Source organism: Bacteroidota bacterium, assembly GCA_021300195.1.
Lineage (GTDB): Bacteria > Bacteroidota > Bacteroidia > J057 > JAJTIE01 > JAJTIE01.
Map to the genome: position 1 here is coordinate 168,696 of JAJTIE010000018.1, position 25,307 is coordinate 194,002.

The 25,307-nt window shown below is 60.2% G+C and carries 23 protein-coding genes and 1 other RNA gene; 13 read left to right on the top strand and 11 right to left on the bottom strand.

The features are described from left to right. Positions 1-26 precede the first annotated feature (26 nt). The 3 genes from LW884_04980 to ssrA all read left to right on the top strand — a co-directional run bounded on the left by LW884_04980 (position 27) and on the right by ssrA (position 2,154). Positions 27-1,010 carry a glycerol-3-phosphate dehydrogenase gene (locus LW884_04980; GenBank protein MCE3007691.1) on the top strand — a complete coding sequence of 328 codons (984 nt, stop codon included), beginning with the start codon at positions 27-29 and terminating at the stop codon, positions 1,008-1,010. 75 nt (positions 1,011-1,085) lie between these two features. After that, a complete protein-coding gene (locus tag LW884_04985; GenBank protein MCE3007692.1) occupies positions 1,086-1,622 on the top strand; it encodes a GtrA family protein in 537 nt (178 codons plus the stop codon). A 163-nt stretch (positions 1,623-1,785) separates the two neighbouring features. Then, positions 1,786-2,154: a transfer-messenger RNA gene (ssrA, locus tag LW884_04990) on the top strand. 147 nt (positions 2,155-2,301) lie between these two features. Here the strand turns inward: ssrA and LW884_04995 are convergent. Genes LW884_04995 through LW884_05005 form a run of 3 tightly spaced genes read right to left on the bottom strand, consistent with a single transcriptional unit; the run spans position 2,302 to position 5,255 of the window. After that, positions 2,302-3,177 (bottom strand): UbiA family prenyltransferase, encoded by an 876-nt coding sequence (locus LW884_04995; GenBank protein ID MCE3007693.1) that lies wholly within the window; start codon positions 3,175-3,177, stop codon positions 2,302-2,304. Beyond that, positions 3,174-4,742: a hypothetical protein gene (locus LW884_05000; protein MCE3007694.1), complete on the bottom strand. Its 1,569-nt coding sequence runs from the start codon at positions 4,740-4,742 to the stop codon at positions 3,174-3,176. Before LW884_05000 ends, LW884_04995 begins: the two co-directional genes overlap by 4 nt. 6 nt (positions 4,743-4,748) lie before the next feature. After that, positions 4,749-5,255, bottom strand: coding sequence for a hypothetical protein (locus LW884_05005; GenBank protein MCE3007695.1), 507 nt, complete (start codon positions 5,253-5,255; stop codon positions 4,749-4,751). Between the two features lie 80 nt (positions 5,256-5,335). Here LW884_05005 and LW884_05010 point away from each other — a divergent pair, with 80 nt between their 5' ends. Next, positions 5,336-6,526, top strand: a complete 1,191-nt coding sequence (locus tag LW884_05010; protein ID MCE3007696.1) for an amidohydrolase — start codon at positions 5,336-5,338, stop codon at positions 6,524-6,526. A 230-nt stretch (positions 6,527-6,756) separates the two neighbouring features. Here the strand turns inward: LW884_05010 and LW884_05015 are convergent, their stop codons facing one another. Next, a complete protein-coding gene (locus LW884_05015) occupies positions 6,757-7,140 on the bottom strand; it encodes a helix-turn-helix domain-containing protein (protein ID MCE3007697.1) in 384 nt (127 codons plus the stop codon). 125 nt (positions 7,141-7,265) lie between these two features. On the opposite strand from LW884_05015, the gene LW884_05020 reads away from it, so the two are divergent. Then, positions 7,266-7,826: a TM2 domain-containing protein gene (locus LW884_05020; GenBank protein MCE3007698.1), complete on the top strand. Its 561-nt coding sequence runs from the start codon at positions 7,266-7,268 to the stop codon at positions 7,824-7,826. A gap of 670 nt (positions 7,827-8,496) precedes the next feature. Here the strand turns inward: LW884_05020 and LW884_05025 are convergent. Then, positions 8,497-9,249, bottom strand: coding sequence for a helix-turn-helix domain-containing protein (locus LW884_05025; GenBank protein ID MCE3007699.1), 753 nt, complete (start codon positions 9,247-9,249; stop codon positions 8,497-8,499). Between the two features lie 115 nt (positions 9,250-9,364). On the opposite strand from LW884_05025, the gene LW884_05030 reads away from it, so the two are divergent. Together LW884_05030 and LW884_05035 are read left to right on the top strand one after the other, a co-directional pair. After that, complete coding sequence (locus tag LW884_05030) at positions 9,365-10,381, top strand: recombinase RecT (protein MCE3007700.1); 1,017 nt, start codon at positions 9,365-9,367, stop codon at positions 10,379-10,381. Between the two features lie 38 nt (positions 10,382-10,419). Continuing rightward, positions 10,420-10,824 carry a hypothetical protein gene (locus tag LW884_05035; protein ID MCE3007701.1) on the top strand — a complete coding sequence of 135 codons (405 nt, stop codon included), beginning with the start codon at positions 10,420-10,422 and terminating at the stop codon, positions 10,822-10,824. 11 nt (positions 10,825-10,835) lie between these two features. Here LW884_05035 and LW884_05040 read toward each other — a convergent pair whose 3' ends face one another. The 3 genes from LW884_05040 to LW884_05050 all read right to left on the bottom strand — a co-directional run bounded on the left by LW884_05040 (position 10,836) and on the right by LW884_05050 (position 16,154). Continuing rightward, positions 10,836-13,178: a TonB-dependent receptor gene (locus tag LW884_05040; GenBank protein MCE3007702.1), complete on the bottom strand. Its 2,343-nt coding sequence runs from the start codon at positions 13,176-13,178 to the stop codon at positions 10,836-10,838. A gap of 100 nt (positions 13,179-13,278) precedes the next feature. Then, entirely contained in the window at positions 13,279-15,747 is a 2,469-nt protein-coding gene (locus tag LW884_05045) for a DUF5686 and carboxypeptidase regulatory-like domain-containing protein (GenBank protein MCE3007703.1), read from the bottom strand. A 107-nt stretch (positions 15,748-15,854) separates the two neighbouring features. Continuing rightward, positions 15,855-16,154: a hypothetical protein gene (locus tag LW884_05050; protein ID MCE3007704.1), complete on the bottom strand. Its 300-nt coding sequence runs from the start codon at positions 16,152-16,154 to the stop codon at positions 15,855-15,857. Positions 16,155-16,228: 74 nt separating this feature from the next. On the opposite strand from LW884_05050, the gene LW884_05055 reads away from it, so the two are divergent. Further along, complete coding sequence (locus tag LW884_05055) at positions 16,229-16,666, top strand: helix-turn-helix domain-containing protein (protein MCE3007705.1); 438 nt, start codon at positions 16,229-16,231, stop codon at positions 16,664-16,666. A gap of 5 nt (positions 16,667-16,671) precedes the next feature. On the opposite strand, the gene LW884_05060 is transcribed toward LW884_05055, so the two are convergent. Continuing rightward, positions 16,672-16,911, bottom strand: a complete 240-nt coding sequence (locus tag LW884_05060; GenBank protein MCE3007706.1) for a hypothetical protein — start codon at positions 16,909-16,911, stop codon at positions 16,672-16,674. Between the two features lie 91 nt (positions 16,912-17,002). Here LW884_05060 and lhgO point away from each other — a divergent pair, with 91 nt between their 5' ends. The 5 genes from lhgO (at position 17,003) to LW884_05085 (ending at position 23,356) form a co-directional block, all read left to right on the top strand. Beyond that, on the top strand, positions 17,003-18,211 hold the full coding sequence (gene lhgO / locus LW884_05065) for an L-2-hydroxyglutarate oxidase (protein ID MCE3007707.1): 1,209 nt from the start codon (positions 17,003-17,005) through the stop codon (positions 18,209-18,211). After that, positions 18,202-18,708 carry a hypothetical protein gene (locus LW884_05070; protein MCE3007708.1) on the top strand — a complete coding sequence of 169 codons (507 nt, stop codon included), beginning with the start codon at positions 18,202-18,204 and terminating at the stop codon, positions 18,706-18,708. Before lhgO ends, LW884_05070 begins: the two co-directional genes overlap by 10 nt. A gap of 46 nt (positions 18,709-18,754) precedes the next feature. Beyond that, positions 18,755-20,047 (top strand): hemolysin family protein, encoded by a 1,293-nt coding sequence (locus tag LW884_05075; protein MCE3007709.1) that lies wholly within the window; start codon positions 18,755-18,757, stop codon positions 20,045-20,047. A 65-nt stretch (positions 20,048-20,112) separates the two neighbouring features. Beyond that, complete coding sequence (locus LW884_05080; GenBank protein MCE3007710.1) at positions 20,113-21,696, top strand: NAD(P)H-hydrate dehydratase; 1,584 nt, start codon at positions 20,113-20,115, stop codon at positions 21,694-21,696. A gap of 10 nt (positions 21,697-21,706) precedes the next feature. Next, on the top strand, positions 21,707-23,356 hold the full coding sequence (locus LW884_05085; protein MCE3007711.1) for a hypothetical protein: 1,650 nt from the start codon (positions 21,707-21,709) through the stop codon (positions 23,354-23,356). Here LW884_05085 and LW884_05090 read toward each other — a convergent pair. Then, positions 23,334-23,831: a hypothetical protein gene (locus LW884_05090; protein ID MCE3007712.1), complete on the bottom strand. Its 498-nt coding sequence runs from the start codon at positions 23,829-23,831 to the stop codon at positions 23,334-23,336. The two genes, LW884_05085 and LW884_05090, sit on opposite strands and share 23 nt — an antisense overlap. A 128-nt stretch (positions 23,832-23,959) precedes the next feature. Beyond that, complete coding sequence (gene metK, locus LW884_05095; protein ID MCE3007713.1) at positions 23,960-25,249, bottom strand: methionine adenosyltransferase; 1,290 nt, start codon at positions 25,247-25,249, stop codon at positions 23,960-23,962. Positions 25,250-25,307 lie beyond the last annotated feature (58 nt).

Genomic DNA, 25,307 nt, shown 5'->3' on the forward strand with positions numbered 1-25,307 from the left:
CAGATTTTAGGTAGTTTTGTTCGCTCATGAAGCATGCCATCACCGTTATTGGCTACGGCAGCTGGGGCACCGCCCTGGTGCAGGCCCTGCTACAGCAGCAGCACCGCGTACACTGGCACTTGCGCTCACCTGCGCTGGCCGAGCACATCCGGTGCCAGGGCCGAAACCCCCGCTACCTGACCGAGGCCCACCTGGATACACAGTACCTGCAGCTGTATACCCGCCCGGAGGAGGCCATGCAGGCGGGAGAGGCTATCCTGCTGGTAACGCCCTCGGCTTTTCTGCACACCACCCTGAGCGGCCTGCCTGCTGGCTGCTGGGGTAGCAAGCCCATAGCCAGCGGCATCAAGGGCCTGGTGCCCGAAACGCATCAGCTGGTGTCGGATTATCTGGTGGGCACGCATGGGTGCTCGCCCGACCAGCTGGCCGTCATCAGCGGCCCAGCCCATAGCGAGGAGGTAAGCACCGGCCGCCACACCTGGCTCACCGTGGCATCCCCCAGTGCGGCCAGCCAGCAGTACTGGCTACAGGCCCTGCAGCTGCCACACCTGCACCCGCGGCCCAGCAGCGACCTGGATGGCATACAGTGGGGCGGAATTCTGAAAAACGTATTTGCCATTGCTGCCGGCATAGCCAAGGGGCTGGGCCATGGCGATAACATGATAGCCAGCCTGGTGGGCGAGGCCCTGTATGAGCTGGAGGACGTGCTGTATGCCCAGGCCCCCCTGCCGGGCAGGCGCATGGGCGCACCCCACTACCTGGGCGACCTGCTGGCCACCTGCTACAGCCCCTATAGCCGAAACCGCCAGCTGGGCATACTGATCGGCCAGGGGCACAGCCCCCAGGAGGCCTTGGGCCAGATGGGGATGGTGGCAGAGGGCTACTATGCCTGCCGCGTGCTGGCCGAACACTATGCCCTGCCCAACCCTATCATCCACATGGTGGCACAGGTGCTATACCGGCAGGTGCCTGTACAGCAGGCCTTTGCCAGCCTGCTGGCCGACCTGTAGACAGAAAAAAACGAACACTTGTGGGCCGAATGCCCTATCTTGTCGCACATTTTTACCCCAACGCATTAACCCGCCATGCGAGAACGCGTACAGCGCAAGGTATACGAACTACTCGAGAAGCGATTTATCCGCTACGTTATAGCCGCTGGCATAGCCACCGTGGTCGATATTCTGGTCTACTTCCTGGCCTACGGCTACCTCTTTACCGTCGACCAGCCCTACCTGACCATTACCCCCGATGTGGTCATTACCCGCCAGATGCTGGCCATTCTGCTCAGCTATCACTGCGGCCTGGTGGTGAATTTTGTTATTAGCAAGTTTTATGTATTCGGCGAGAGCGACCTGCGTACCCGCACGCAATTTGTACGCTTTTGGCTGGTGGCCGAGATTGTATTTGTGGCAAACTACCTGATGGCGCGGCTGCTGTGGAGCATTGTGCCCTATGTGGTGCAGGGCCTGCCAGAGTCGGTAGATGCGCTAATCGTTCGCACCCTGAGTGCCGGCCTGATAGCCGTCTTCAGCTTCCTACTACACCGCGCCTTCAGCTTCGAGGTGAAGCGCGTGGTAGCCGAGATAGAAGAAACCGAGGCCGAAGGGCCGGCCCGAAACTAGCGGCCCGGACAGCGGCCTGAAACATGGGAACGCCAAAGGCAAGAAAATCGGTTATATACCCGTATATTTGCAATCACGGAATACTACGTATACCGATCGCGTACATCTGGCAGCAGTAGGCTGGAATAAAAACCCCCTCTACGGCTAATGGATAAAGACCTCTGGGGATGACATGGACTAGACGGGCTGCGCGGGTATAGGGTATAAGCATGCAGAGCCGGGACGGTGTACCTCTTAAAACTGGATCGTCAGCCTGTAAATGGCAACCATTCTTATGCGCTAGCCGCCTAATTAGTATTAGGACTCGCTAGCTACCGCTCGGCGGGCCTGTCTATCGGCCTTCCTCTGCGGTATCAACCTCAGATAGACTCGGGGGCGGACGTGCCTAAATCCCCCTAAACTTCAGGCACTGGGCTTTGTGCATTTGGTGCACCCTTTAGCACGAAGCCGAGACCCCAGGGCGCACTAAGCATGTAGAAGGCTCTATGGCCAGCTTCGCCGGACGGGGGTTCAATTCCCCCCATCTCCACACCGCGCGGGTGTTTTTTCAGGCTAGAAAGAACACCCGCTTTTTTTGTCTGAACCTTTATTGTTTTTTGAATTAAAGGCTTGTTAATGAGGTGTTTCGATTCATGTAGGCCGGTGTAGATACTGCAAGCGCCACCAGCCTATCGTAGCACTACGGCATCAGTAGCAGGCTGCCCAGGCCCAGCAGCATCAGCAGCTTGAGCAGCAGGCTCTGTAGCCCAAAGTGTGCCGGCTTGCGCGCCCGCCACAGCAGCCAGCCGCACAGGCCCAGCAGGGGGTAGAGCACCACCCACAGGTACAGCTGGTAGCCCCACAGCCACACGCCATACCAGCCCAGCCCATATACCCAAAAAGGTAGCTGCAGGGCCAGTGCCAGCAGGAGGTAAAAGGCCCCCAGCAGCTGCTTGCTGCGGCCTATGCCCATCAGGATGGGAAAGGTGCGCAGGCCAAACTGCATGTCGCCCCGCATGTCTTCCACATCCTTGGTTATCTCTCGCAGTAGGGTGGAGAGGAAGGCAAAGACCATGCCCCACACGATAGATAGGCGTAGATAAAACACAAAGCCCCCCGCCAGCACCACCAGGGCTGCCAGCAGGGCTATTGCCAGATTGCCCAGTATGGCAGCGCGTTTCCAGTAGCGGGCGTAGAGATGCAGCGCCCCCAGTGCGGCTGTGTTTAGCAGCAGGTACTTGAGCGGTAGCCAGGCAGTGGCCAGCAGGCATACAAGTACGGATACAAGGTAGGCGCTTACCACCTTCTTGGCCGATATGTGCACCGATACCAGGCTGCGCCTGGGTTTATTGACCTGGTCGATCCGCCGGTCGTACACGTCATTGATCCAGTATCCCCCGGCCATTATGCCCATCAGCACCGCCAGCTGGTGCCAGTACAGTCGGCTCCACACAAAGTAGGTGTGGTGCAGGCCGCTGAGGTAGGCGGCCAGGGTGAAGGTGAGGGCCGCGATCAGCAGGTTGACCGGGCGGCTGAGGCGCAGCAGGATCCATCCATCTCGGGCGGTCAGGCTCATCGCTTCAGGTCGGCCTTTCTCAGGTAGGCCCGGCCCTTTAGGGTTAGCTGAAAGAGATAGGCCCCGTCGGGCTGCCGGCTGCTGTCCCAGCGGATGTGGTAGATGCCAGCCTCCCGCTCCTCGTCTATCAGCACCGCCAGCTGTTTGCCCTTTGCGTTCAGCACCTTCAGCACCACCGGGCATCGCTCTGGCACTTCAAAGGAGATCATGGCATAGTCCTGAAAGGGATTTGGGGTAACCGGAAACGCTGTCAAGGTAGCCTCCTGCCCGCTGCTGCTACTCCGGTCGGTCAGGTTGGCTGTGGCTAGCTGCCGGGCGTAGCGTGCCAGTACGGGGATGTCTTGTATGGCCTCAGTCTGCTGCGTCAGCTGCCCGATCAGGGTAGAAACATCGTCCTGCAGTTCCGCTGGCAGGCCTTCTACGCTGTGTACTGCCAGGGCCCAGTCCAGGCCCGCTGTGTTACCACAGGCCCGGTACTGCTGCAGCAGGTAGCGCACAGCCGCTGCAAACCGGGCTACTGTGTGTGGCCGGTCTGCATGCTCCTTAGGCAGCTGCCGCAGCAGGGCTGCCATACCCTCCAGGATGCGGGCGTGGGCCTGTGGCTGCGCATCCAGGCTGTCCATCCACACCCCATGGGCCAGCTGGGCGGGCAGTAGCCCCTGCCTGCATACGGCCAGTGCGCGCTGCAGGTAGCGCTCGTCCTGCTGCAGGGAGTAGGCATAGGCCAGGCCATAGATCAGGTCGGCATTGTAGCGGGCAGCTACCACCGGCGGATGCGCCAGCAGCCAGGTGGCCAGCTGGGTAGCGGTCTGCTTATAGGCATCATAGTTGGTTTCGGCATAGGCCTGCACATACACGCCACACAGCCGCCCATTTGCGTACAGGTCTTGCCCCAGCGGGTCGGGCTCCCACTGCCAGGGCCGTGCTGCTGGCAGGCGCAGGCTGTCGCCGGGGAGGTAGGCATAGTAGCGCTGTAGCACCGGCGGGATCTGTAGCTGGCGCTGCCCCTCCAGCTGCGGGTAGGGAAAGGTGCCCCTGCTTTCGGCCAGCTGCTCCAGCTGATCCAGGGTTTTCAGCCCCAGATCCAGGTAGCGTACTTTTTGTTTTTCATCGGTCAGTAGGTTGGCAGTTTGCAGCAGGGCCAGGGCGTATTCTCCTGCTGCCACCGGGCTTAGGTTGGGCTGGCCCGCTGTACCCTGGCTACCGGGCAGGTAGCCCCTTGCCATCAGGTCCAGGTGGTCAAAGATGTCGGCCTGGTCCTCCAGGGTATGGTTTAGCAGAGCCAGCACCTGCTCCTGGCTTAGCCACGGTGCGGGTGGGCCTAGCGGTGCGCCCTGCACTGCCAGGGCCGGGAAGCCCGCCTCGGTACCCAGCACCAGCCGCCGCGCCTGGTACAGCTGCCGGATGCTGCCACTATCCTGGGTGGCCAGGGCTATGCGCAGCTGCTGATCCTGGGCGGCCAGGGCGTTCTGTTGCCAGGGCTTTAGCGCTTGTTTTAGGCCACAGGGTTGGGCTGCTGCTAGCCCCGCCAGCCCCACCAGGCAGATCCATCGGACAAGGCGCATAGGCGGTTAGGGCTTGGGTAGGGCGATAAAGTAGGTGCGGTAGCGGTCCATGAGGTCGAATACCAGCCGCTGGGTATCCACACGCAGCAGATGGTTTTTGTTTCGGTCTCCGCCCTGGTCGTCTACCATCACCAGCCAGTCTTTTTCTACTACCTCCCAGCGGCCTGTTTCGCCCGGGCCGGTGGGCACGGTGCCCCTAGGCTCGCAGGGGTAGCGGATGTAGCTGCCGTCGGGCCGAAAGTCGATCAGCAGGCTGGAGTACTCGGGGTTTTCGCTCAGCAGGTCGTAGTCAAAGTCGCCCCCCTGGCCCCGCTTGTCCCAGTTGGCCACCTCCTTCCACCTGCGGGCACAGAGTGCCGTGCCCACATCTGCCGGCAAGGCCCGTGTGCCAGCCTGCACCTCTGCCTTGCTCGGCAGGGCTAGGTTTTGCCCTAGCAGGCCTGCAGGGGCACCTACAATCAGCATAAAAAGCACAAGCAGAAAAGCGGAAGTAGAAAAACGGAAGAATCGCATATACAGCAAAGATAGACAATCGGCCCCTATCTACCCCAGTAGTGCCGCCTTAGTATCCGGTTCGTGCTGTATCTTTGGGTATGTCTCTTGTAGAAACCCTGAAGCAACAAGCCGAGGCCATCTGGCCCGAGGTAGTGGCCTGCCGCCGCTGGCTGCACCAGCACCCGGAGCTGGCCTTTGAAGAACACCAGACCGCCGCCCGTGTGCAGCAGGAGCTAGCCGCCCTGGGCATCCCCTATGTGGCGGGTGTGGCCCAAACCGGCGTAGTGGCCACCATAGTAGGCGGCAGGCCCGGCAAAACCCTGGCCCTGCGAGCGGATATGGACGCACTGCCCATACAGGAGCTGAATGAGCTGGACTACAAGAGCCTGCACCCAGGGCGGATGCATGCCTGTGGGCACGATGCGCACACCAGCAGCCTGCTGGGCACTGCCCGCCTGCTGTGGGTCATGCGAGACCAGCTGCCCGGCACTATCCGGCTGATTTTTCAGCCCAGCGAGGAGCGAAACCCCGGTGGTGCCAGCGTGATGGTGCAGGAGGGCGTGCTGCAGCCCGACGTGCAGCACATAGTGGGCCAGCACGTTATGCCCATTATCCCCACAGGCAAGGTGGGGATCCGCCCGGGCCGGTACATGGCTAGCAGCGACGAGCTGCACCTGACTGTGTGGGGCAAGGGGGGCCACGGGGCGCAGCCCCACACCACCATCGACCCCGTGGTGATTGCTGCCCAGCTGATAACGGCCCTGCAGCAGGTGGTGGCCCGCCGGGCCGACCCACGCATGCCCTCGGTGCTCACTATTGGCCGCGTAATAGCCGATGGAGCTACCAACATCATACCAGAAAAAATAGAGCTGCAGGGCACCTTTCGCACCTTCGACGAAGGCTGGCGCACGCGTGCGCACCAGCTGATAGCCGACATTGCCCGGGGCGTAGTGGAGGGGAGCGGCGGCCGCCTGGAGCTGAACATAGAGCGGGGCTACCCCGTGCTGTACAATGACCCGGCACTAACCGAGCGCGTACGGCAAGACCTGATAGACTATGTGGGTGCAGAGAATGTGCTGGACCTGGACCTGTGGATGGCCAGCGAGGACTTTGCCTTCTACACCCAGCAGGTGCCCGGCTGCTTCTACCGCCTGGGTACGATGAACGAGGCGCAGGGCATAACCCACCCCCTGCACACAGCCCGCTTCAATGTAGATGAGGAGGCCCTGAAGCTCAGCACCGGCCTGATGGCCTACACAGCCATCAGGCAGCTGGAGGCCATGGCGTGATGGATAGGCCGATGTGCGGAAGCTTGCGATCCTTTTTGAGAGGCTCTGAAAATCGTATAAAACGGATACTGGAGGCGTTTGTCGTTTTAATATGCGCAAACCGGCAGGTGTCTGCATTGCGTTCTATGAGCAGGCGGCAAGTCGCCTAACCCTGCAGGGCTTGCCAGGGGGAGAAAGGCATGCTAGTGCGGTATACTCTGTGTGTACCAGACAGGCAGTGCGGGCCAGACCTAGGGAGTCTTCAACTTTTCAGCTAGTAGCATCAGTAGCTGTCTATAGTCTTCCATCACCCCCCTGAGTGAGGCAATTTCTTGGTCCTTGCTTCTGATTAGCGCTTGTGTTAGCTCCTGTGTGTTATACGGAGATTGTGCGTGTTGGCTCTGGCCTTGCGAATGCTGGATAATCGTTACGAAGTATCCATCCTCGCCCTGTAGTAGGTTTGCTGGATCAAGTTCCAGCACCTCCGAAATTTTTACAATGCGCTTGGGGTTGGCTCGCAGTCGTCCATTTTCCAGCTTGTTCACTGCGGACTGCGAAAGGCCAATATGAAACCCAAGTTGCTCTTGGCTCATCCCTTTGCTTTCTCTCGCTTTACGAATCTTATCTCCAATCATGTTATTCCATTTTTATTCCAAATATATGACAACTAGTTATATTTATAATTTTGTCGGCGGATTAATTTGCGCAAGGCAAAAAACCATATCCCTATCCATTAAAACTCACCCTAATTTCTCAAACCATGAAAATTTCAAGCTACCGTTCTAAATCGCTGCTGGTACCAGCAATGTTTCTTTTCGTTTCAGTCCTTTTTTCTGCTTATACCTTTCCTGAGGACGGAGTAGTTGGCAAGAAGGAAGCCTATAAGGTTGAATCGACCGACCAGCCCGAGGTATCCAAGATAGATCCGGTGCAAGAGCAAGTTACGGAAGAAAAAAGCATTAAGAAGCAGCTCAAGGAAACCGAAGCCTACAAAAATGCCAGCCTAAAAGAGAAACTGGTTATGAAAAAAGCGGCCAAGCAGGTAGAGAAACTGCAGGCCGATCCCGGGAAGGTTAGTCAGCTAAAAGAGCTGGCGGACAAGGCAGCCACAACGGCAGGAGACAATCAGATTGTGGCACTGATTCTCGTGATTGTAGCTGGAGTATTGGGTATCCACCGCTTCTATCTGGGTTACACCTGGCAGGGCATTGTTCAGCTGCTTACACTGGGTGGTTGCGGTATTTGGGCTCTTATTGACCTCATCCGCATTGCTACAGGTAGTCTGAAGCCCAAGGGCGGATCCTACAAAAAAACACTGTAGCATTTTGCTTACCACAAATCGATTATCGTGGCCAAGCTCGAAAAGAGCTTGGCTTTTATTTTTAGGCCTTATTGCGGGGCCGGTTATCTTACTGATATTGCCAGCTGATTATTTTGATAGCGGACAATCTATATGCGTTTCTCGCGCATTATTTAATGTAGAGTGCTACGCTTGCGGTCTTACACGTGCTACCATGCATTTGCTGCACCTAGACTTCTCGGCTGCCTGGGCCTACAATTGGCTCACGTTTATCGTTACGCCATTTTTGGGCATCGTTTGGCTAAAATACCTGCTCGAGAGCTTGGGTGTTCGCATCTTAAGCTGGCTCTAAATCTGGCCGCTGGTAGCTCCTCTTGGTCCAGAGTTATACCCACCAAATTGGCAGCCTGCTGCCTTATCTCTGGGTAGCCCGGCAGGTTCCTGTCCAGTAGGTAGACCCACAGGAGCTGCTGTCTGCTGTATGGCGAGCAAAATCATGTGGTAAGCAACCACCACAGCCAGCATAGGCAGGATGGCAGCGTAGAGCCTAGCACCTGGCGCACAATCAATAAACCATATTGGTAAGTAGTGAGCCAATAGCAGGCCTACCTTCGCCACCTGGGTGGTATCGACCTTGCACAACTACTGCTCACAACCATGGGCACAGCAGTGGCCGTGCGCATGCGTGGCCCTATGCAGGCCAGCTACTTTGTCGCGCATCCTGCATGGTGCCCGCTGGCGAGGGGAAGTGCAGCGTAAGGCGGGCGTATACTTGCCAGGCCTCTACCACCTCCTCTGGCCCCAGCGGGATGGGTGGGTAGAAGGTGTTGTCGCTTAGCAGCTCCAGTCGGTTCTCAGCACGCAGCCGGTTGCGCACCCGCTTTACCAGCACATCGCCCGGGGTAACAAATACATACAGGTGCATGTCTCGCAGCCACTTCAGCTCTTCTACGTAGCTGCAGATCAGCAAGTCGCCCTGGAACAGGCCGGGTTCCATGCTGTCGCCTGCCACCTCAAAGCCCCGATAGGTACCCTGCCGGAATCGATCCATGGGTAGGCTAAAGGCGGGTAGCTCCTGCAGATAGGTAGGCTCCAGCCGGTTGGCCACGTAGCCCGCCTGTGCTTTTACGGGCACCAGCACAATGTTGGGCTCGCTTTGCGCATCTACAGTTACGGCCAGTATGGGGCCCGTGCTGCTCCCCGTGGCCTGCTGCACGGCCTGCCTGGCAAAGGCTTCGCCCTGGCCGCTTACCAGCCAGTTCAGGTTTACGCGGTACTGCTCGCCTATCTTTTGCAGCGTGTCGAAACTGAGGGCGGTTCGCCCGCTGATCAGCTGGCTGATGGCACCCTGGCTGATGCCCAGGCGATCAGCAAATTCCTTTTGCGTGAGGGCTAGCTGCTGCAGCAGGTACTTCAGTCTTTCGTTTGCAGATTGATTTGTCATGCTAATATTTTTCTGAGCTTTACTTGACTTTAATTAGCATTGCTAATATATTTGTACAAATAAAGACATAAAAGCAATGGAAGTCAAGCAAAATAGCGTTGAAAACGAGCTTGTTATGCACAATGGTATTAGCATGCTAAATAGCGGGGTTTCGGCAAAGCTGAGCGAGGCCGAGCGGGCACTCATCCGCGAGACGGTGGCCCAGGGTGCCACAGTAGCCGAGCTACAGCAGCTCTTCTACCTGGCCGACACCTACGGGCTGAACCCCCTGAAGAATGAGATCTACTTCATTAAGAAACCTGCCATGGAGCAGGTGAATGGCCAGTGGCAGTACGTGCGGCAGGCAGACGGCAGCCTGAGCTATGCGGGCAGCCAGGCCCTGCTGATGACGGGCCGAGACGGCTACCTGAAGATTGCCCAGGCGCATGCCGACTTTCGCGGCCTCCTGGCCTTTGAGGTGCGCGAGGGCGACCACTTCTGCATCGATGCCGATAACTACCGCATAGAGCACCGCTACGGCACCCACAGGGGCCGCATCCTGGGGGCATGGGCCCGCTGCGAAAGGGCGGGCTATCCGCCGGTCATTACCTACGCGCCCTATGAGGAATACCACCGTCCGGGCAATTATGCCTGGACGCAGTACCCCTCTGCCATGATTCGCAAGGTGGCTGAGGCCATGGCCCTGAAACGCGCCTTCCGGATCAGCGGCCTGGTCACCAAGGAGGAGCTGGGCTACCAGGGCCCCCTTAGCCAGCAGCGGCCGCACCCACAGCCCGAGCCACAGGCCCAGGTGCGCGAAACCCTGGCTGCCCTGCGCCAGCAGCGTACGCTATACCAGCTAAACCGGTATGTGCAGCAGCTGCCCGGCCCGCTAAGGCAAGACCGCGCCGTGCAGCAGCAGCTGCAGGCCCGCAGGGCCGAGCTGCTGAAGGCCGAGCAAAATAGGCCCGCCAGTGCGCGCCAGCTGGAGACCCTACAGAGCATGGCACTCAATCCCCGCATTACCGACCACGAGCGCAGCAGCATCCTGCAGTACCTGCGTGCCTACACCTACTATACCGCTTCCATACAGATCAAGTCTTTGTCCGACTGCATCCGCAGCCGTGGCCCGCGTACGTATGCCGCAGCCTAGCCGCTATCTATCTCCACAAAAAAAAATCCCCCGAAACCATGAACACCCCCTATACCCCCACCCGGCCCGGCACAGAGGTGCTGCCCATAGGCACCTGTGTGCAGGTGAACGGCTACTACGGCCGCATTACCGCCGTGCGCACCCAGGTCGAAACCATCGACCCGGTTACCAGGCTCTCCGTCTGTGTGCCGATGCGAAACCCGGTTTACCACGTGCAGATCAACCCACGCAAGGTGTATGACCGGCAGCCCCAGGCCCGCACTATATGGATACGCAAGGGCCACACCCAGCTGCGCCTCTTTGCCGATGAGTTTTCTGTGATTGCTCGTCCGGCCTTTATGGACACACGCGAAGTAATCCGACGCTTTAGCAGCCTGCACAGCACGCAGCCCGCCGCACCCGCCTACCGGCGGATAGCCAGCCAAGGGGTGCCTACCCCATAACACTCTCTGGGCTAGATACTGAGCGATACGCCCAGGGTGGGGATAAAAGGGAGCTGGTCTACCCGCACGTAGCGCACCCGGTCGAAATAGAAGATATTGTCCCGGTCCAGCACATTTAACGCATTGGCGTTTAGCTCCAGCAGGCTAGCCGCCCCCACCCGGAAACGCCGCTTGACCGAGAGGTCGAAGCGCAGGTAGTCGGGTAGGCGTGCACCATTCAGGTCGTCGGCTAGTACTACGCCCAGCCTGCCGTTCTGGTTGGCCACGTTGCTTTGGCTGCCATTATTCAGGAAGTTTAGCTCCTCATAGGCCCCCTGTGTCTGGGTAAAGGGGAAGCCCGAACCGCCCGTGCAGCGTGCCGAAAACTCCCAGCGCTTACCCAGTATCTTGCTGCCTACGCGGTTGGCCACGTTGCCCCGGGTGTAGCTGGCCACCAGGTTGAAGGTGTGCCGCCGGTCCCACACGGGGTTATAGGTTTGGCTAAAGTCGTCTCGCTCATTGTAGGCCCAGCCGTATGTAGCGTACAGGTACAGGCCTCCCTTGGGCTGGTAGCGCACGCTCAGGTCGGCCCCGTAGGCTTCGCCCACCTCGGTAATCCAGGCGGGATCTTCGGGAAAAAAGCGCCGCCGGTTCAGGTTGGTCACCTGGCGAAAGTCCTTGTACCAGCCCTCCAGCTTCAGGCTGGTATTTCGGATAAAGTCCAGCTCCAGGCCCAGCAGGTAGTGTGTGGCGGCCTGCAGGGGCGTATTCAGCACCCCGTTGGCCCGCGCCGGGGGGGCCGATGCATAGCCCTGGAAAAGCGCCACCACATCCAGGTCGGAGGTGGTGGAGACAATGTTTTGCGTAAACAGCCCCCAGCTGCCCTGCAGGCTGAAGCCCTCAAAGTTTAGCTTGCTGCTCAGGCGTGGCTCTATGGAGAGGTAGCTGTGGTCGTTATAGTAGTGCAGGCGCAGGCCAGGCTCTAGCACAAAGCGAGAAAAGTACTCCGTTTCGCCATTGGCGCCTGTGCGTTTTGTGCGAAATACCTGCCGGTAGGTGGCGTAATAGGCAAACTCGGTATTGTTGTCCTGGCTTTCTACCGACAGGTCCAGCTCATTGGTGTAGGCAAACTCGGTTCGGAAGCCCTGCAGCTGCAGGCCCATGTCAAACTGGTTGACAGTATTGAGGATGTAGGAAAAATTCAGCCGGCTATTGAAGCCCCCTATGCTGCTGGTACGTGCCAGGCGCGCCTCGGCCTCTTTCTGCTCACTGTTGTAGTTGCTTACGCCTACGCTGCCACTCAGGATCAGGTTGGTCTGGTTGGGCAGCACCTGAAACTCCGCCCCCCCGCCCTGGCTATACCAGCGGTAGGAGGTAGGGAAGTTGTAGTCCACCTGATCTTGCTGCCGGAAGCCGGATAGGCTGAGCCGGTTGGCCCCATTGCCCAGGGTTAGCTTGCCGTACAGATCGAGAAAGCTGAAGGGTAGCCCGATGGTATCGTTGGTATAGCGATAGGGCTGGCCTGCCTGCGACACACGGTCCAGGTAGAGTGTTCGGGCAGAGAGCAGGTAGCTCACGGTGCCCAAGCCACCTTGCCCGGCCCTGCGGCCCCCAATAGGCCCCTCCACCAGTAGGCCACTGCTGATGCTGTTCAGGTTGAGCTTGGCCTTGTGCTGCCGGAAGCTGCCCGACCGGGTGCTGATATCCATTACGCTACTGATACGGCCGCCATAGCGCGCCGGAAAGCCGGCCGAGTATACTTGTACGTCTTGCAGCACCTCGGTGTCGAATACGCTGAAAAGCCCAAGGCTGTGAAAGGGGTTGTAGATCTGGTTTCCGTCTAGCAGGGCCAGGTTCTGCACTGGTGTGCCCCCCCGAATGTACAGCTGCCCGCCCTGGTCGCCGGTAAAGACCACCCCGGGCACCACCTGCAGGTACTGGCTTAGGTCTGGCAGACCCAGCGAGGGCAGGCGCTGTATGTCCTTGGCCTCAATCCTTACCAGCCCGATATCTGGCCTGTTGCGGTCTATTTTCTGCCCGGCCTGTACCTCTATGCTCTCCAGCGAGTAGGGGGTTAGGTAGAGTGAGCTTGTGCGGATTTCGCCATTGGCGAGCGTAAGAGACTGCTGTAGGGTATCGTAGCCGAAAAACAGCACCTGTAGGGTGAAGCTGCCATTGGGCAGCTTATCGATGGAAAAAATACCCTCGGTGTTCGTATAGGTGCCGCGCTGCTGCTCCACGATCAGTACGGCGGCACCTGCTACAGGTTGTCCTTCCTCGTCGAACACCGTGCCCCGGATGGTGTTCTGGCCCCAGGCACTTGTGTACAGGCAGCCCAGCAGCAGCAGCAGAAACAGGCGGATGGCAGGGTACATGGCCGAAGATAGAGAATACCCTACCTCCGGCTGCGCTCGGCTCCTGTTTTCATCAATACTTCACAGAGCCGAGGGCGTTTTTTTTTTCGATTGGTATGGGCTAAAACTTGATGCGGTACTCTATTTTGGGTGCCAGGTTTTCGCCCAGGCTGGGCCGTGCATAGGGCCCCAGGCGCAGGTATAGGCCAAAGCCCAGAAACTGCAGGGTGGGTGCCAGCTTTAGCAGGGGGCGTGGCAGCAGGTTGATCAGCGCAATACCGGCTTCGTGAAAGCCCAGCTCGGGCACCACAGCTGCCAGGCCCGTGGGCTGCCCGGGGCAGGAGCGCAGCAGGCCCCAGCCCGTGTTGTACACCAGCCGCGCATCGGGGTTGTAGCGCCGGCCCGGAAATACGCGGTTCAGCAGGTGCAGGTGCAGGTGGCCTGTGGCGTAGTGGTCGGCCACAAAGTCGTTGAAAAACATGGTGTTGAAGGCATAGCCCTCGGCAATAAAGTTGGGCTCGCCGTTGGCGTGGTAGTGGTACAGCTTGGGGTAGGGCAGCTCGCCCTGCAGGCTGCCTGCATTCAGCTGGTAGTCCATCCGTAGCCATCCGCTCAGGGGTAGCTGCTGGCTTAGGGTAGCCTCCAGCTTCAGGTACCCCAGGCTGCTGCCCAGCACGCCAGCCAGCCCCTGTATGTAGCGCCCCTGTAGCACCGGCCAGTGTGTGCCCAGGCTGATGCGCTTGCGCCCCTCCTTTCGGAATCGCTCGCCGGGTGCCCAGCGGATCTCCAGCTGGACCTCGCTAAACCGGAATCGGTTCTGTTCCTTGTACCGATAGGTGTAGGCGGGCTGTAGCTCCTCCTGCATTAGCCCAATGCGATGACTCACGTTGCGCAGGCTGAGAAAGTGCAGGGCTAGCTGGTGCCGCTTGACGTAGTCCATCACGGACATAAACAGCATACGGCTGCTGCGGTATACATGGGGCCGCTCATGCAGCACCCGCCGCTCGGGCAGCATCAGGTAGTTGCCACCTGTTACAATCAGGTCGTTGTCATAGTGGTAGGCAAGGCGGAAGCGCGGGTCTGTAAACGGGTGCAGCTGTAGGCCGCCGCCATACTTCCAGCGGGTATCGCCCGTGCCATAGCCGGCCCAGGCCTCCAGGGTATAGGCGGGGCTCCAGGCTTCGTTGGTCAGCAGGCCCAGGCCGAAGCGGCTGTCTTCTACCCGGTTTAGTGTATACACCCGCCGCAGGTCTAGGTACAGCGGCCCGAAGGCCATGTAGCCCAGGCGCAGGGCGTCTATCTGGCGCACCACCCAGGTCACGGGGGTTCGGCTCAGCAGGCTGTCTATGGTCTGGTAGGTGGTGCTGTCTTTGGTAGCCAGGGGCTCGCGGCGGCGCTGCTGCCAGTATTGTGGGTTGCGCCGGCCTGCTTCAGACTCCAGCTCCAGTGATATGGCCTCATAGTCCAGGCTTGTATCGGGCTCGAACCGGATGTGCGAGAGGTAGGTACGGGCCTGTAGCTGAAAGTACTTGCTGGGGTCGTTCTCCCGCTTGTTTAGCACAAACAGCAGCTCGGTGTGCAGCTGCTGGGGGAACCAGCGCCCCTGTATACGCTCGTGCTGCTGCCTAAGCTCGAAGGCTACCAGGGTGGGCACGTCCTGCTCCACCTCGCCCCGGGCGGTTATAGACTGTAGGGCGTATCCGTCCGTATGAATACGCATCTCTCCCTCCAGCCCGGCTGTGGCGGCCTGTGTGGGCTGGTAGTGGATGACATACAGGGTGTCTGGCCCGTCGTACAGGGTGTCTGCCAGCCGGTATTGATAGCGCCGCAGGCCCGAAAAGGCCAGGGGGCTGATGTAGGGCCGGTCCAGAATGCGCACCCAGTCGGTGTAGAAACTGATGTCTTGTATCTCCGTAGGAGAGAGGGGGATGGCTATGCCCTTCAGGCCGCTCACCTGGCTGCCTGTTATCTTCTCGTAGTCGCGGTTTGGGTAGATGAAGTGCCGCTCGGTGGCGGTCTCCCACACCAGCAGGTCGCTGAGCTGCATCAGGCTATCCCCCTGGCGGCTTAGCCGCATCTGGGGGCCGGGCCGGATGTTGATCTTGGTATAGCTGTCGTAGTTAAAGGCGGGCATCAGCCGTGGGTGGTGCTTGTTTCGGTGCCCTATGGCCTGCTCCACAATGCGTAGGGCGGGGTTTGGCCCGGCTTGTACCTGTATGGCCTCCAGCTCCAGGCTCTCGGGCTGCAGGCGGAGGAACACCGTATCAGTGGGAAATGGCGCGTATAGCGTATCCGACCGGTAGCCCAGGTAGCTGAACACTACCGCATCTGGCAGGCTGGGCAGGCGGAGTGTGAAGTAGCCGTCTACATCCGTGCTGTTTCCGGCCTCGTTGGGTAGTGTCTTGATGATGGCAAAGGCGAGCGGCTCCAGGGTTTCGGCATCTTGCACACGCCCGGCCAGGGTATAGGGCTGCGCCCGGCTGCCGGATAAAAGCTGTAGCACCGCCAGCACCCACAGCCCGTGCAGGGCCAGGCTGCGCCGTATGGCGCGGGTGTGCCTTGCACGGGGATATACAGGTGGCAGCAGCATAGGGGGGCAAAGGTCGGTATTTCTGCCCGCAACCTCTGTGCCATACTGTGCCCGGATGGTGTATGCATCCGGATTTTCTTTTTGCGGGCTGGCCTGCCAAGCGCTTTTCAGATGGCGTTTAGCCTGAGCAGTACCTCCTGGCGCAGCTGCTCAAAGGCAGCCCGGGTAGAGCCCTTATAGCGCTCGTCCTGCTGTATACGCTGTACCAGCACCGAGTCTACAATAAACTCTGCCCGGTAGTGGGTGGCGTGTGGCCCATCGTGCAGCTGCACACACACGCACTCATAGGCATTCAGCAGGCAATACTGGCGCGAGGTGTAGGGGCTATTGTACTGGTAGTATTGGATCATGGTGTTCGTATCTTCGTAAGTATTTGTTCTGGAGCAGAATAGGTCTGTTGTACTCATGAATGAGGCTAAAGACAGATTTTGTTTTCAAAAGTAAAGAAAAAAGGAGAAATCGAAAACAATAACGCGAAATTTTGAGTACAAAAATCGAGGATTCGTGGTTGGCGATTGGCCAGCGCCTGGGGCAGTGCCGCAGGCAGCTGGGGCTAAGCCAGGCGCAGCTGGCAGAGCTTACGGGTTTTTCGCGCACCTACCTGGCGTACATTGAGCAGGGGCGCAGGGCGCTCACAATCGAGGTGCTACAGGCCCTGGGTGCCCGCTGCGGCTGTTCGGCAGACTTCTTGCTGCATGGCCGGGGTCTGCCTTTCTGGCCCGTAGCCCCCGGGGGTGGGGTGTGGCAGGTGGAAGAGTCGCCGGTACCCTATGGCTCATCCGCTCCCGTGCCATCCTCCCTTCCATCCACGCCTCCACCCGTGCAGGATGTGCAGGCCCAAACCCAAGCCCAGCGTATTGAACAACTGGAGAAGCAAGTGGCCGAGATACTTAGAATCCTGAACGAAGCGCGGCCCTAGCCCATTTACACCGCCACATCCGGATCTTTCTCGCCGTACTCTGCCGGGGGCACATAGGGGGGCAGGGGCTGGCCCGGCACCAGGCTGTCTGGCACAGCTCCGTCTGCCGGGGCTGTTGTCCCATCCTTTTTCGGCAGGGGGCTTCTTTCTTGTCTAGCTCCCCCCTCGCAGGCTGCCAGGCCCAGCACACAGCCAGCCAGCAGGAGGGCGGCACACAGGATAGCGCGTAACCGGATCATTGCCATGCGCGAAGATACAGCGGCTTTGGCTCAGTATCGCCGCACTTTATGATCGGCTGGCTTGGTGGCCCTGCCATCTTTACGGTATCTTTGCCGCATGATCTACGACCTGGCCGTTGTGGGCGCCGGAGCGGTGGGCCTGGCTACCGCCTATCAGTTCCAGCGGGCCTGGCCCGAGCTGAAGATAGCTGTGCTAGACAAGGAGCCGCGTGTATCGGCCCATCAAACTGGGCACAACAGCGGGGTTATCCATGCCGGAACCTACTACAAGCCCGGCAGCTACAAGGCCCAGCTGAGCGTGCGGGGCCGCACTCAGCTCATCGACTTCTGCGCGCAGCACGGGGTGGCCTACGACATCTGTGGAAAGATCATCGTGGCGACGGAGGAGGAAGAACTGCCCCGCCTGCACAAGATATATGCTACCGGCCAGGAGAATGGACTGACAGACATACGCCTGCTGGATGCACAGGAGATACGCGCCCGCGAGCCCTACTGCCAGGGCCTGCAGGCGGTAGAGGTGCCCTACGAGGGCATTGTAGACTTTCCGGGTATGTGCGAGGCCTTGGCCGCCGAGCTGTGCCGCCTGAACCCCCGGAGCACGGTGCTGAAAGACCAGGAAGTGGTGGGCCTGCAGCGCAGCGGCGACCTCTCCCTCATCCAGACGCCCCAGGGCACGCTGCGGGCACGCTGGCTGATTGGCTGCGCCGGCCTGCAGGCCGACCGCCTGGCACGCCTGGATGGCCTGCAGCCCCGAACGCGCATTGTAGGCTTTCGCGGCGACTACTATGACCTAACCCCCCAGGGCCTGCACAAGGTAAAGCACCTGATCTACCCCGTGCCCAACCCGGCCTTCCCCTTCCTGGGTGTGCACTTTACACGCATGGCGCTGGGGGGTGTAGAGTGCGGGCCCAATGCCGTTTTCGTGTTCAAGCGCGAAGGATATGGCAAGACGGACTTTGATGCCCGCGATACCCTGGATGCCCTGAGCTACCGCGGCACCTGGGCTCTATTTGCCCGGCACTGGCGCTTTGGCCTGGCCGAGTATCGCCGTGCCTTCAGCAAGCGCCGCTTTCTGCGCCAGCTGCAGCGGCTCATCCCCAGCCTGACGATGGAGGACCTAACCCCAGGCCGATCGGGCGTGCGGGCCATGGCCCTGGGGCCGGATGGCCAGATGGTAGAAGACTTTGCCTGGGAAACCCACCTAAACGCGGTGCATGTGCTCAGCGCACCCAGCCCGGCGGCCAGCGCCTGCCTGGCTATTGGCGAGGAAATACGCGACAAAATGGAGCGCGAACTATGGAACTAGGCCACCGAGACATACAGCTGCTGTACGGCCCCCGTCTGTGGCGGCTACACGCATTGCCCGGGCAGGTGGCAGCCACGGCAGCGCCAGAGGCCACTACACCCACCCCGCCAGCTGCCGAGTATGCACCAGAGCCTTCTGCCCTGCCCCCGGCTGAGAGCCCCCCAGCCCCGGCTGCCTGGGCGCAGCCCGCAGATACCCGCATTAGCCTGGTACTGCCCACCCAGCCCCTGGCCCCCGCCGAGCGCCAGCTGCTGATAGACCTGCTAGCCGCCCTGGGCCTAGCCCCCAGGCAGGCTGTACTAAAGCAAGATCTCCCTACGGAAATGAGCCTGGCCGCCGCGCCTACAGAAATAGTCCTTATTTTCGGCCACCCAACTGCACCCCCTGTGCCCCACAAGCAATGCATTGCCCTGCCCGGCCTACAGCAGATGCTGGCCCAGATAGACCAAAAGAAACTGGCCTGGCAGCTGCTGAAACCCCTGAAGGACCGCCTATGAGCGACCCCTATAGTTGTACGCCCCCGAACCCTGATACAGGCAGGCCATGATGATGTTGGTAGCCCTGCTGCTGCTGCTGCTCAACGCCTTCTTTGTAGCCGCAGAGTTTGCCCTGGTGAAGGTGCGCGCCACCCAGCTGGCGGGCCTCATCAAGGAGGGGAACCGAAATGCCGGTGTGGCCGGGCACATTATCCGCCACATAGACCCCTACCTGAGTGCTACCCAGCTGGGCATCACCCTGGCTAGCCTGGGCCTGGGCTGGGTGGGCGAGCCCGCCATTGCCCAGCTGCTAATACCCTTCTTCCAGTGGATGAACGTGCACGACCCCGTGGTGTTGCATAATTCGGCCCTCATTGTGGGCTTTATCCTCATCAGTTTCTTGCACATTGTCATCGGCGAGATTGCGCCCAAGAGCCTGGCCCTGGCCCGCCCGGTGGCCACCAGCCTCTTTGTGGCCATCCCCATGCGGCTGTGCTACTTTGTGTTTTACCCCTTCCTGGTCCTGCTGAATGGGGCCAGCAACCTGCTGCTGCGTACCATGGGCGTTAAAAACGTGGGTGGCGGGCATACCCTCACCATCTCTGCCGAGGAGCTGGAGGAAATAACCGCCGAGTCTACCCGCCAGGGCGTGCTTACCGAGAGCCAGGGCGAGATGCTGAGCAACGTATTCATCTTCCCCGAGCTGACGGTGCGCGAGGTGATGGTGCCACACAACCGCGTGTTCTATATCGACCCCGAGAAGACCCCGGACCTCCGCGAGGTTTTCGACCTCTTTATGGAGGCAGGCCGCAGCCGTGCCCCCCTGATAGCAGGTAGCCTGGACAAGATACTGGGCGTGGTGCATGTAAAGGATGTTGCCCTGGCGATTGTAAAGACACAGGCCCCACAGCAGCTGACAGAGATGATGCGTAGCCCCGTGTTTGTGCCAGAAAATATGCTGGCCCAGCGCGTGCTCTTCGAGCTGCGCGAAAACCGAAACCACATGGCCATTGTGGTGGATGAGTATGGTGGCACCAGCGGCATTGTTACCATGGAAGACATCCTGGAAGAACTGGTGGGCGAAATACAGGATGAATTTGACAGCGAAACGGCAGCCATCCAGCAGACAGAGCATGGCTATGTAATAGACGGCCTGGTAAGCCTGGTAGACCTGGAGCGGGCCCTGGACATTGAGTTTGAAGACACCTACGCCGACACCATAAACGGCTATGCCCTGGAGCAACTGAGAGACATACCCAACCCGGGCGACACCTTTCAGCTAGCCGACTGGCGCTTCCGCGTACTGACCATGGAAGGCCTGCGCATAGGCAAGCTGGAAGCACGACAGCAAGGCCGCTAGGAACGGGCCGTAGCCCCCCCTACACCGGCCAGATGGCGGGAATTGTGTAACTTCCAGCCCTGATTATGCTGGTAACCAACAACGCACAGATCCGGGAAATAGACCGGATCATGATGGAGGAGTACGCCTATCCGGGCCTGCTGCTGATGGAAACAGCGGGCCGAAAGGCCGCCGAGCACCTGCTGGCAGACTACCCGGCAGCACAGCGCTTCCTGCTGCTATGCGGGCCAGGCAATAATGGGGGCGATGGCTTTGTAACGGCACGCCACCTGCATCATGCGCAGCGGGAAGTGTGGGTGGTGTACACACGCACAGGCACCCAGTACGAGGGCGATGCCGCCACGCAGTTCCGCATCCTGGAGCGGGCAGGCATCGGCCACACCTACTACACAGACGACCTGAAGCCTGAGCTGGAAGCCTGGCTGAAGGACGAAGTCCCCGCTGTGGTGGTGGATGCCCTGCTGGGCACGGGCATACGCCAGGCACTAACGGAGCCTATATCCGGGCTAATCGACTTCCTTCGCACCGAAAATGAACACCACCCGGTGGTGGCCCTGGACGTACCCTCGGGCCTGCTGGGCGATACGGGCGCGCTGCTAAATGAACCCCTGCGCTGCGCCCACACCTATGCCCTGGCCCTGCCCAAGATATGCCACTACGTAATGCCTGCGGCCAACTACTGCGGGCAGATACACGTGCTAGACCTGGAGATCTACCCCTCTGTGCTGGATCGGCTGGGTATCAAGTGCCGCCTGATGAACGACGGGCTTATCCAGGAGTGGTATAGGCCCCGCAGCGAAAACACCCACAAGGGCACTTATGGGCATGTGCTGCTGGCAGGGGGTAGCAAGGGGAAGGCAGGGGCTATAGGCCTGAGTGCACAGGCGGCCCTGGAGATAGGGGCCGGACTGGTAACCGCCTTCTTGCCCGGCAGCATCACCACCGCCTTTCACCGTGCGGGTATGGAGCACATGTCCATCCCCTACGGTACCGACCAGGTGCATCACCTGAATGGAACCGCCGGAGAGGTGTTTGCCAGCTACCTGGAGGATAAATCGGCCCTGCTGCTGGGCCCTGGCCTGGGGCACAATACGGACACGGTAGACTTTATGCGCGAGGCGCTTCCGCACCTCCGGCTGCCTACCGTGCTGGATGCCGATGCGCTGAACATCCTGGGCGGGGAGCCCGACCTGTGGAAGATAATTGCCGACCTGCAGGGCGATAAGGCGTTCTTCGTCCTTACCCCCCACCCGGGCGAGATGGCACGCCTGCTGGGTGTTTCTACCGAGGAAGTACAGGCCCGCCGCTTTGAGCACGCCATCAAGCTGGCCCAGCTGCGAAAGGTAATTGTGGTGCTAAAGGGCAGCCATACCCTGGTGGCCGCCCCCAATGGGACCACCTACCTATGCACGGCCGGTAATGCCGGTATGGCCACAGCCGGCGCGGGCGACGTGCTGGCCGGTGCCATAGCCGGGCTGATGAGCCAGGGCTACAATGCCCTGAAGGCCGCCACCATGGCCGTATACCTGCACGCCCGGGCGGGCGATGCCCTGGCCCAAAGCCTGGGCGAAGAGGGCATAACGGCCGGTAAGATCAGCAGTGCCCTGAGTCCAATCCTGAAGCAGGCGGTAGCGGGTGCCACGGGCTAGCTACTTCTCTATGGGGCGCGCCTGCGGCTGGGGGCTCTGGGGGGGCTCGCTGTTTTGGCTGGCCTTGGCCCTGCTGCCAGCCTGGGTGGTGCCCGCCCTGGCCTATGCCCTGCACCCTGGCCCCACTGTGCAGCAGCTGCTGGCACACTACTGGGCTCCGGCTCGTATGGTCGAGATCCGGCTCCTTCTGCTGGGTGCGGCTCTGGCTTGGGCCGCCCTGGCCTGGCTCTACGGCCGCTACCGCCCTGGCTGGGCAAGCCTCCGCCTGGTCTGGCCCCCGCTGGATGTAGTTACCCTGGGCTTTGTGGGGGTTTCGGCCCTGCGGATCTACTGGGCCTACACCCTGCCTATCACCTACGACGAAGCATACAGCTATTTGAACTTCAGTGCCCATGGCCCCCATGTGGCTCTTTTCTACTACGCAGGCACCAATAATCACCCCCTCTTCAATGCCCTGAATAGCCTGACCGCAGGCCTGGGCCTACGGCTGCTGCCCACGCTGCTGGGCCTGGCCCTGCTGTGGGTGGGTGTGCGGCAGCTACGCCGCTGGTGGGGCACACCCGCTGCCCTGCTGGCCCTACTGGTGCTGGCTGCTGCCCCACTGCTCACCTTTTACGGCATCCTGGCCCGGGGCTACGGCCTACAGCTGCTGGCCCTGGTGCTGGCCACAGGCCACTGGCAGCAGCTTGTAGCCCGTGGCCTACCAGCAGGGCATGTGGTGCGGCAGCACGGGGCTTTTTTGGGCTGGTGCACGGTGGCCCTGGTGACCCTGCCCACGGCGGTCTTTCCGCTGGCGGGCTTCTATGTAGCCTGGGGCGTGCTGGTGGCCCGGGCTGTGGCCGCGCCTGCGCCGTGGCTGCGCAGCATGGGGGCCCTGGCCCTGCTGGGCTGCGCGTACTATCTTCCGCTCTTTGCGTTCAATGGCCTGGGCGGCCTGCTGGGCACCGGCACGCTGGTAGATCAGCAGGCGGCTTTCTCGCTGCTCGCGCTGGCAGGCCAGGTGCCGGCGGTGTGGCAGCAGTTTGTGGAGCTGGGCCCCTACAGCTATCTGCTGGGCCTACTGCTGGCAGGCCTGGGGCTACGCTACGCCGGGCACCCCATTATGCTGCTGGCCGCGCTGCAGCTGCAGCTTTGGTTTCCGCTCTTTGCCCTCCTGGGCCTGCTGCCCTTTGAGCGCATCTTGCTTTATCAGCTGTGGTTCTCGGCCCTCATTGGGGCCTTTGTGCTACACCGGCTCGGGCGGCTTGGCCCGCCGGTTTTTGCCCACCTAGTCTTGCTCCTGGCGCTGCTTTGGGCCTCCTGGCAGCTTTATCGCTTTCCGCAGCTGTTTCGGCGCAGTTACCCGGAGCCCTACGAGGCACAGCTATTCCTCCAGCGCCATGCGCAGTATCCGGCCCCCTATTTCAGCTCAGACGCGTACTACCACCTGCTGAAACTGGAGGAGCTGCCAGGCCTGCTGCCCCAGCGCAGCTGGCCCCAGGTGGCCTACACCCAGGCCCGCACGCTTATCGTCTCTCGGGATGAGCCGCTGGCGCTAATTCCCCCTGTCTTCCGGCTGGTGTATCAAACGGGTGATCTGCAGGTATACGTGCGTTGGCCGGGTGCCGCTGGCACACACACCTCTGCCCCTTCGCGTCCTACTCAAACACCTGGCCACTGAAGGCCTCGCGCGTGGGCACCTGCACCTGGATAAAATCGTGTTTGGCTGCGCGGTGGCAGCTGTTGCAGCCGGTGAGCAGGGCCTGGTAGTGGCGGGCAAAGTCGGGCAGGTCCTTCTGCGCTACCACAAGCCGCATTTGCTTTAGGGTGGGGCTCAGGTGCTGGCGCATCAGCTGGCTGATGTTTTGCCCGTCTTCCATCAGCTCGGCTTCCAGCACCTTCTCCTCGGTTTCCTCCAGCTCGTGCAGGTAGAAGGATGCCAGCTGCTGATTGCCCGCCGTTCCGCTCCAGTGCAGTTTCTGTGCATAGTGGTGCAGCTGCTGCATGTATACAGCCAGCTCCACCTCCGGCTCCAGCAGGGCTTCGGTCTGCTGGTCCAGGTGGTGCCGCAGCTGCCATAGCTGGATAGCTGCCCACAGGGCCAGCAGCAGGGCTACTGTAGCTATCAGGGGTACAAAGTGCCTGGAGAAATTCATGCGGAACCTAAGTTTTGTGCTAAAATCCGAAAAAAGTCGGGCAATCACCACCCACCCCTGTTCCTGGAACGCAAAGGGCCTCCCGTATGAGGAGGCCCTTGTTATATCAAGACTGGATTGCCCGCGTGCTACAGGGCTTTCTCCAGCAGCCCAAAGGCTACGCGGATTTTCTCCACATAGTCCAGCTCTTCCCAGGGGAAGAGCTTCACTTTCTTGCGTGCTTTGGTGAAGGTTTCGCTGCGCTTTCCGCCCTGCTCCTGTATCTCTACCGTATTCATCTCCACTTCCACCTCTTGGCACATGCGGCCCATGTGGCCGTAGGCCGCAGAGTTGCGGTAGATGGGGTTCAGCAGCTGCAGGCGCTCTACGATGGCTTTTGGGCGCATGTCGAAGAGTTCGCGCACTTTTTCGGCTATTTGTCCGTCGGTCAGGCTCACCTTACCGGTGCCGTAGGTGTTTACGTTGATGGACACCGGCTGGGCTACGCCAATGGCGTAGGCCACCTGCACCAGGATCTCGTCGGCCACACCTGCTGCCACCAGGTTTTTAGCAATATGGCGGGTGGCATAGGCGGCGCTGCGGTCTACCTTGCTGGGGTCTTTTCCGCTGAAGGCACCGCCGCCGTGGGCACCCTTGCCGCCGTAGGTGTCTACAATGATCTTGCGCCCGGTCAGCCCGGCATCGCCGTGTGGGCCGCCGATTACAAATTTGCCGGTCGGGTTGATGTGAAACTTGGTGTTGCTATCTATCAGCTCGGCGGGTATTACGCGTGGGATGAGGATGTTGCGTACGTCTTCAGTTATCTTCTTGTGCATTTCTGCATCGGCGGCAAACTCATCGTGCTGGGTACTGATCACAATGGCCTCTACGCGCTCGGGCTTCCCTTCATCCGAGTACTGGATGCTCACCTGGCTTTTGGCATCGGGGCGCAGGTAGGGCATCAGCTTGCCTTCCTTGCGGATCTTGGCCAGCTCGTGCACCAGGCGGTGGCTGAAGGCCAGAGCCATGGGCATATACTCGGGGGTTTCGTTGGTGGCGTAGCCAAACATCATGCCCTGGTCGCCCGCTCCCTGGTCCTTGTTCAGGTTTTCGGCCTCATTTACGCCTCGGGCTATGTCGGGGCTCTGCTCGTGTATGGCATTCAGTACGCCGCAGCTATGCGAGTCGAACATGTACTCGCCCTTGGTATAGCCTATCTCTTCGATCGTTTTTCGCACGATCTTCTGTATGTCCACATTCGCGCGGGTGGAGATTTCTCCGCCTACTACCACCAGGCCTGTGGTTACAAAAGTTTCGCAGGCCACACGGCTGTGGGCATCCTGGGTAAGCATGGCATCCAGGATGGCATCGGAGATTTGGTCGGCCACTTTATCCGGGTGTCCCTCGGATACAGATTCGGAGGTGAAAAGATAAGACATGTGTTTTTTTCTTTTTAGGGGTATAGGGGCATAGGTAAGGTTGCGCAAATCTCTGTAT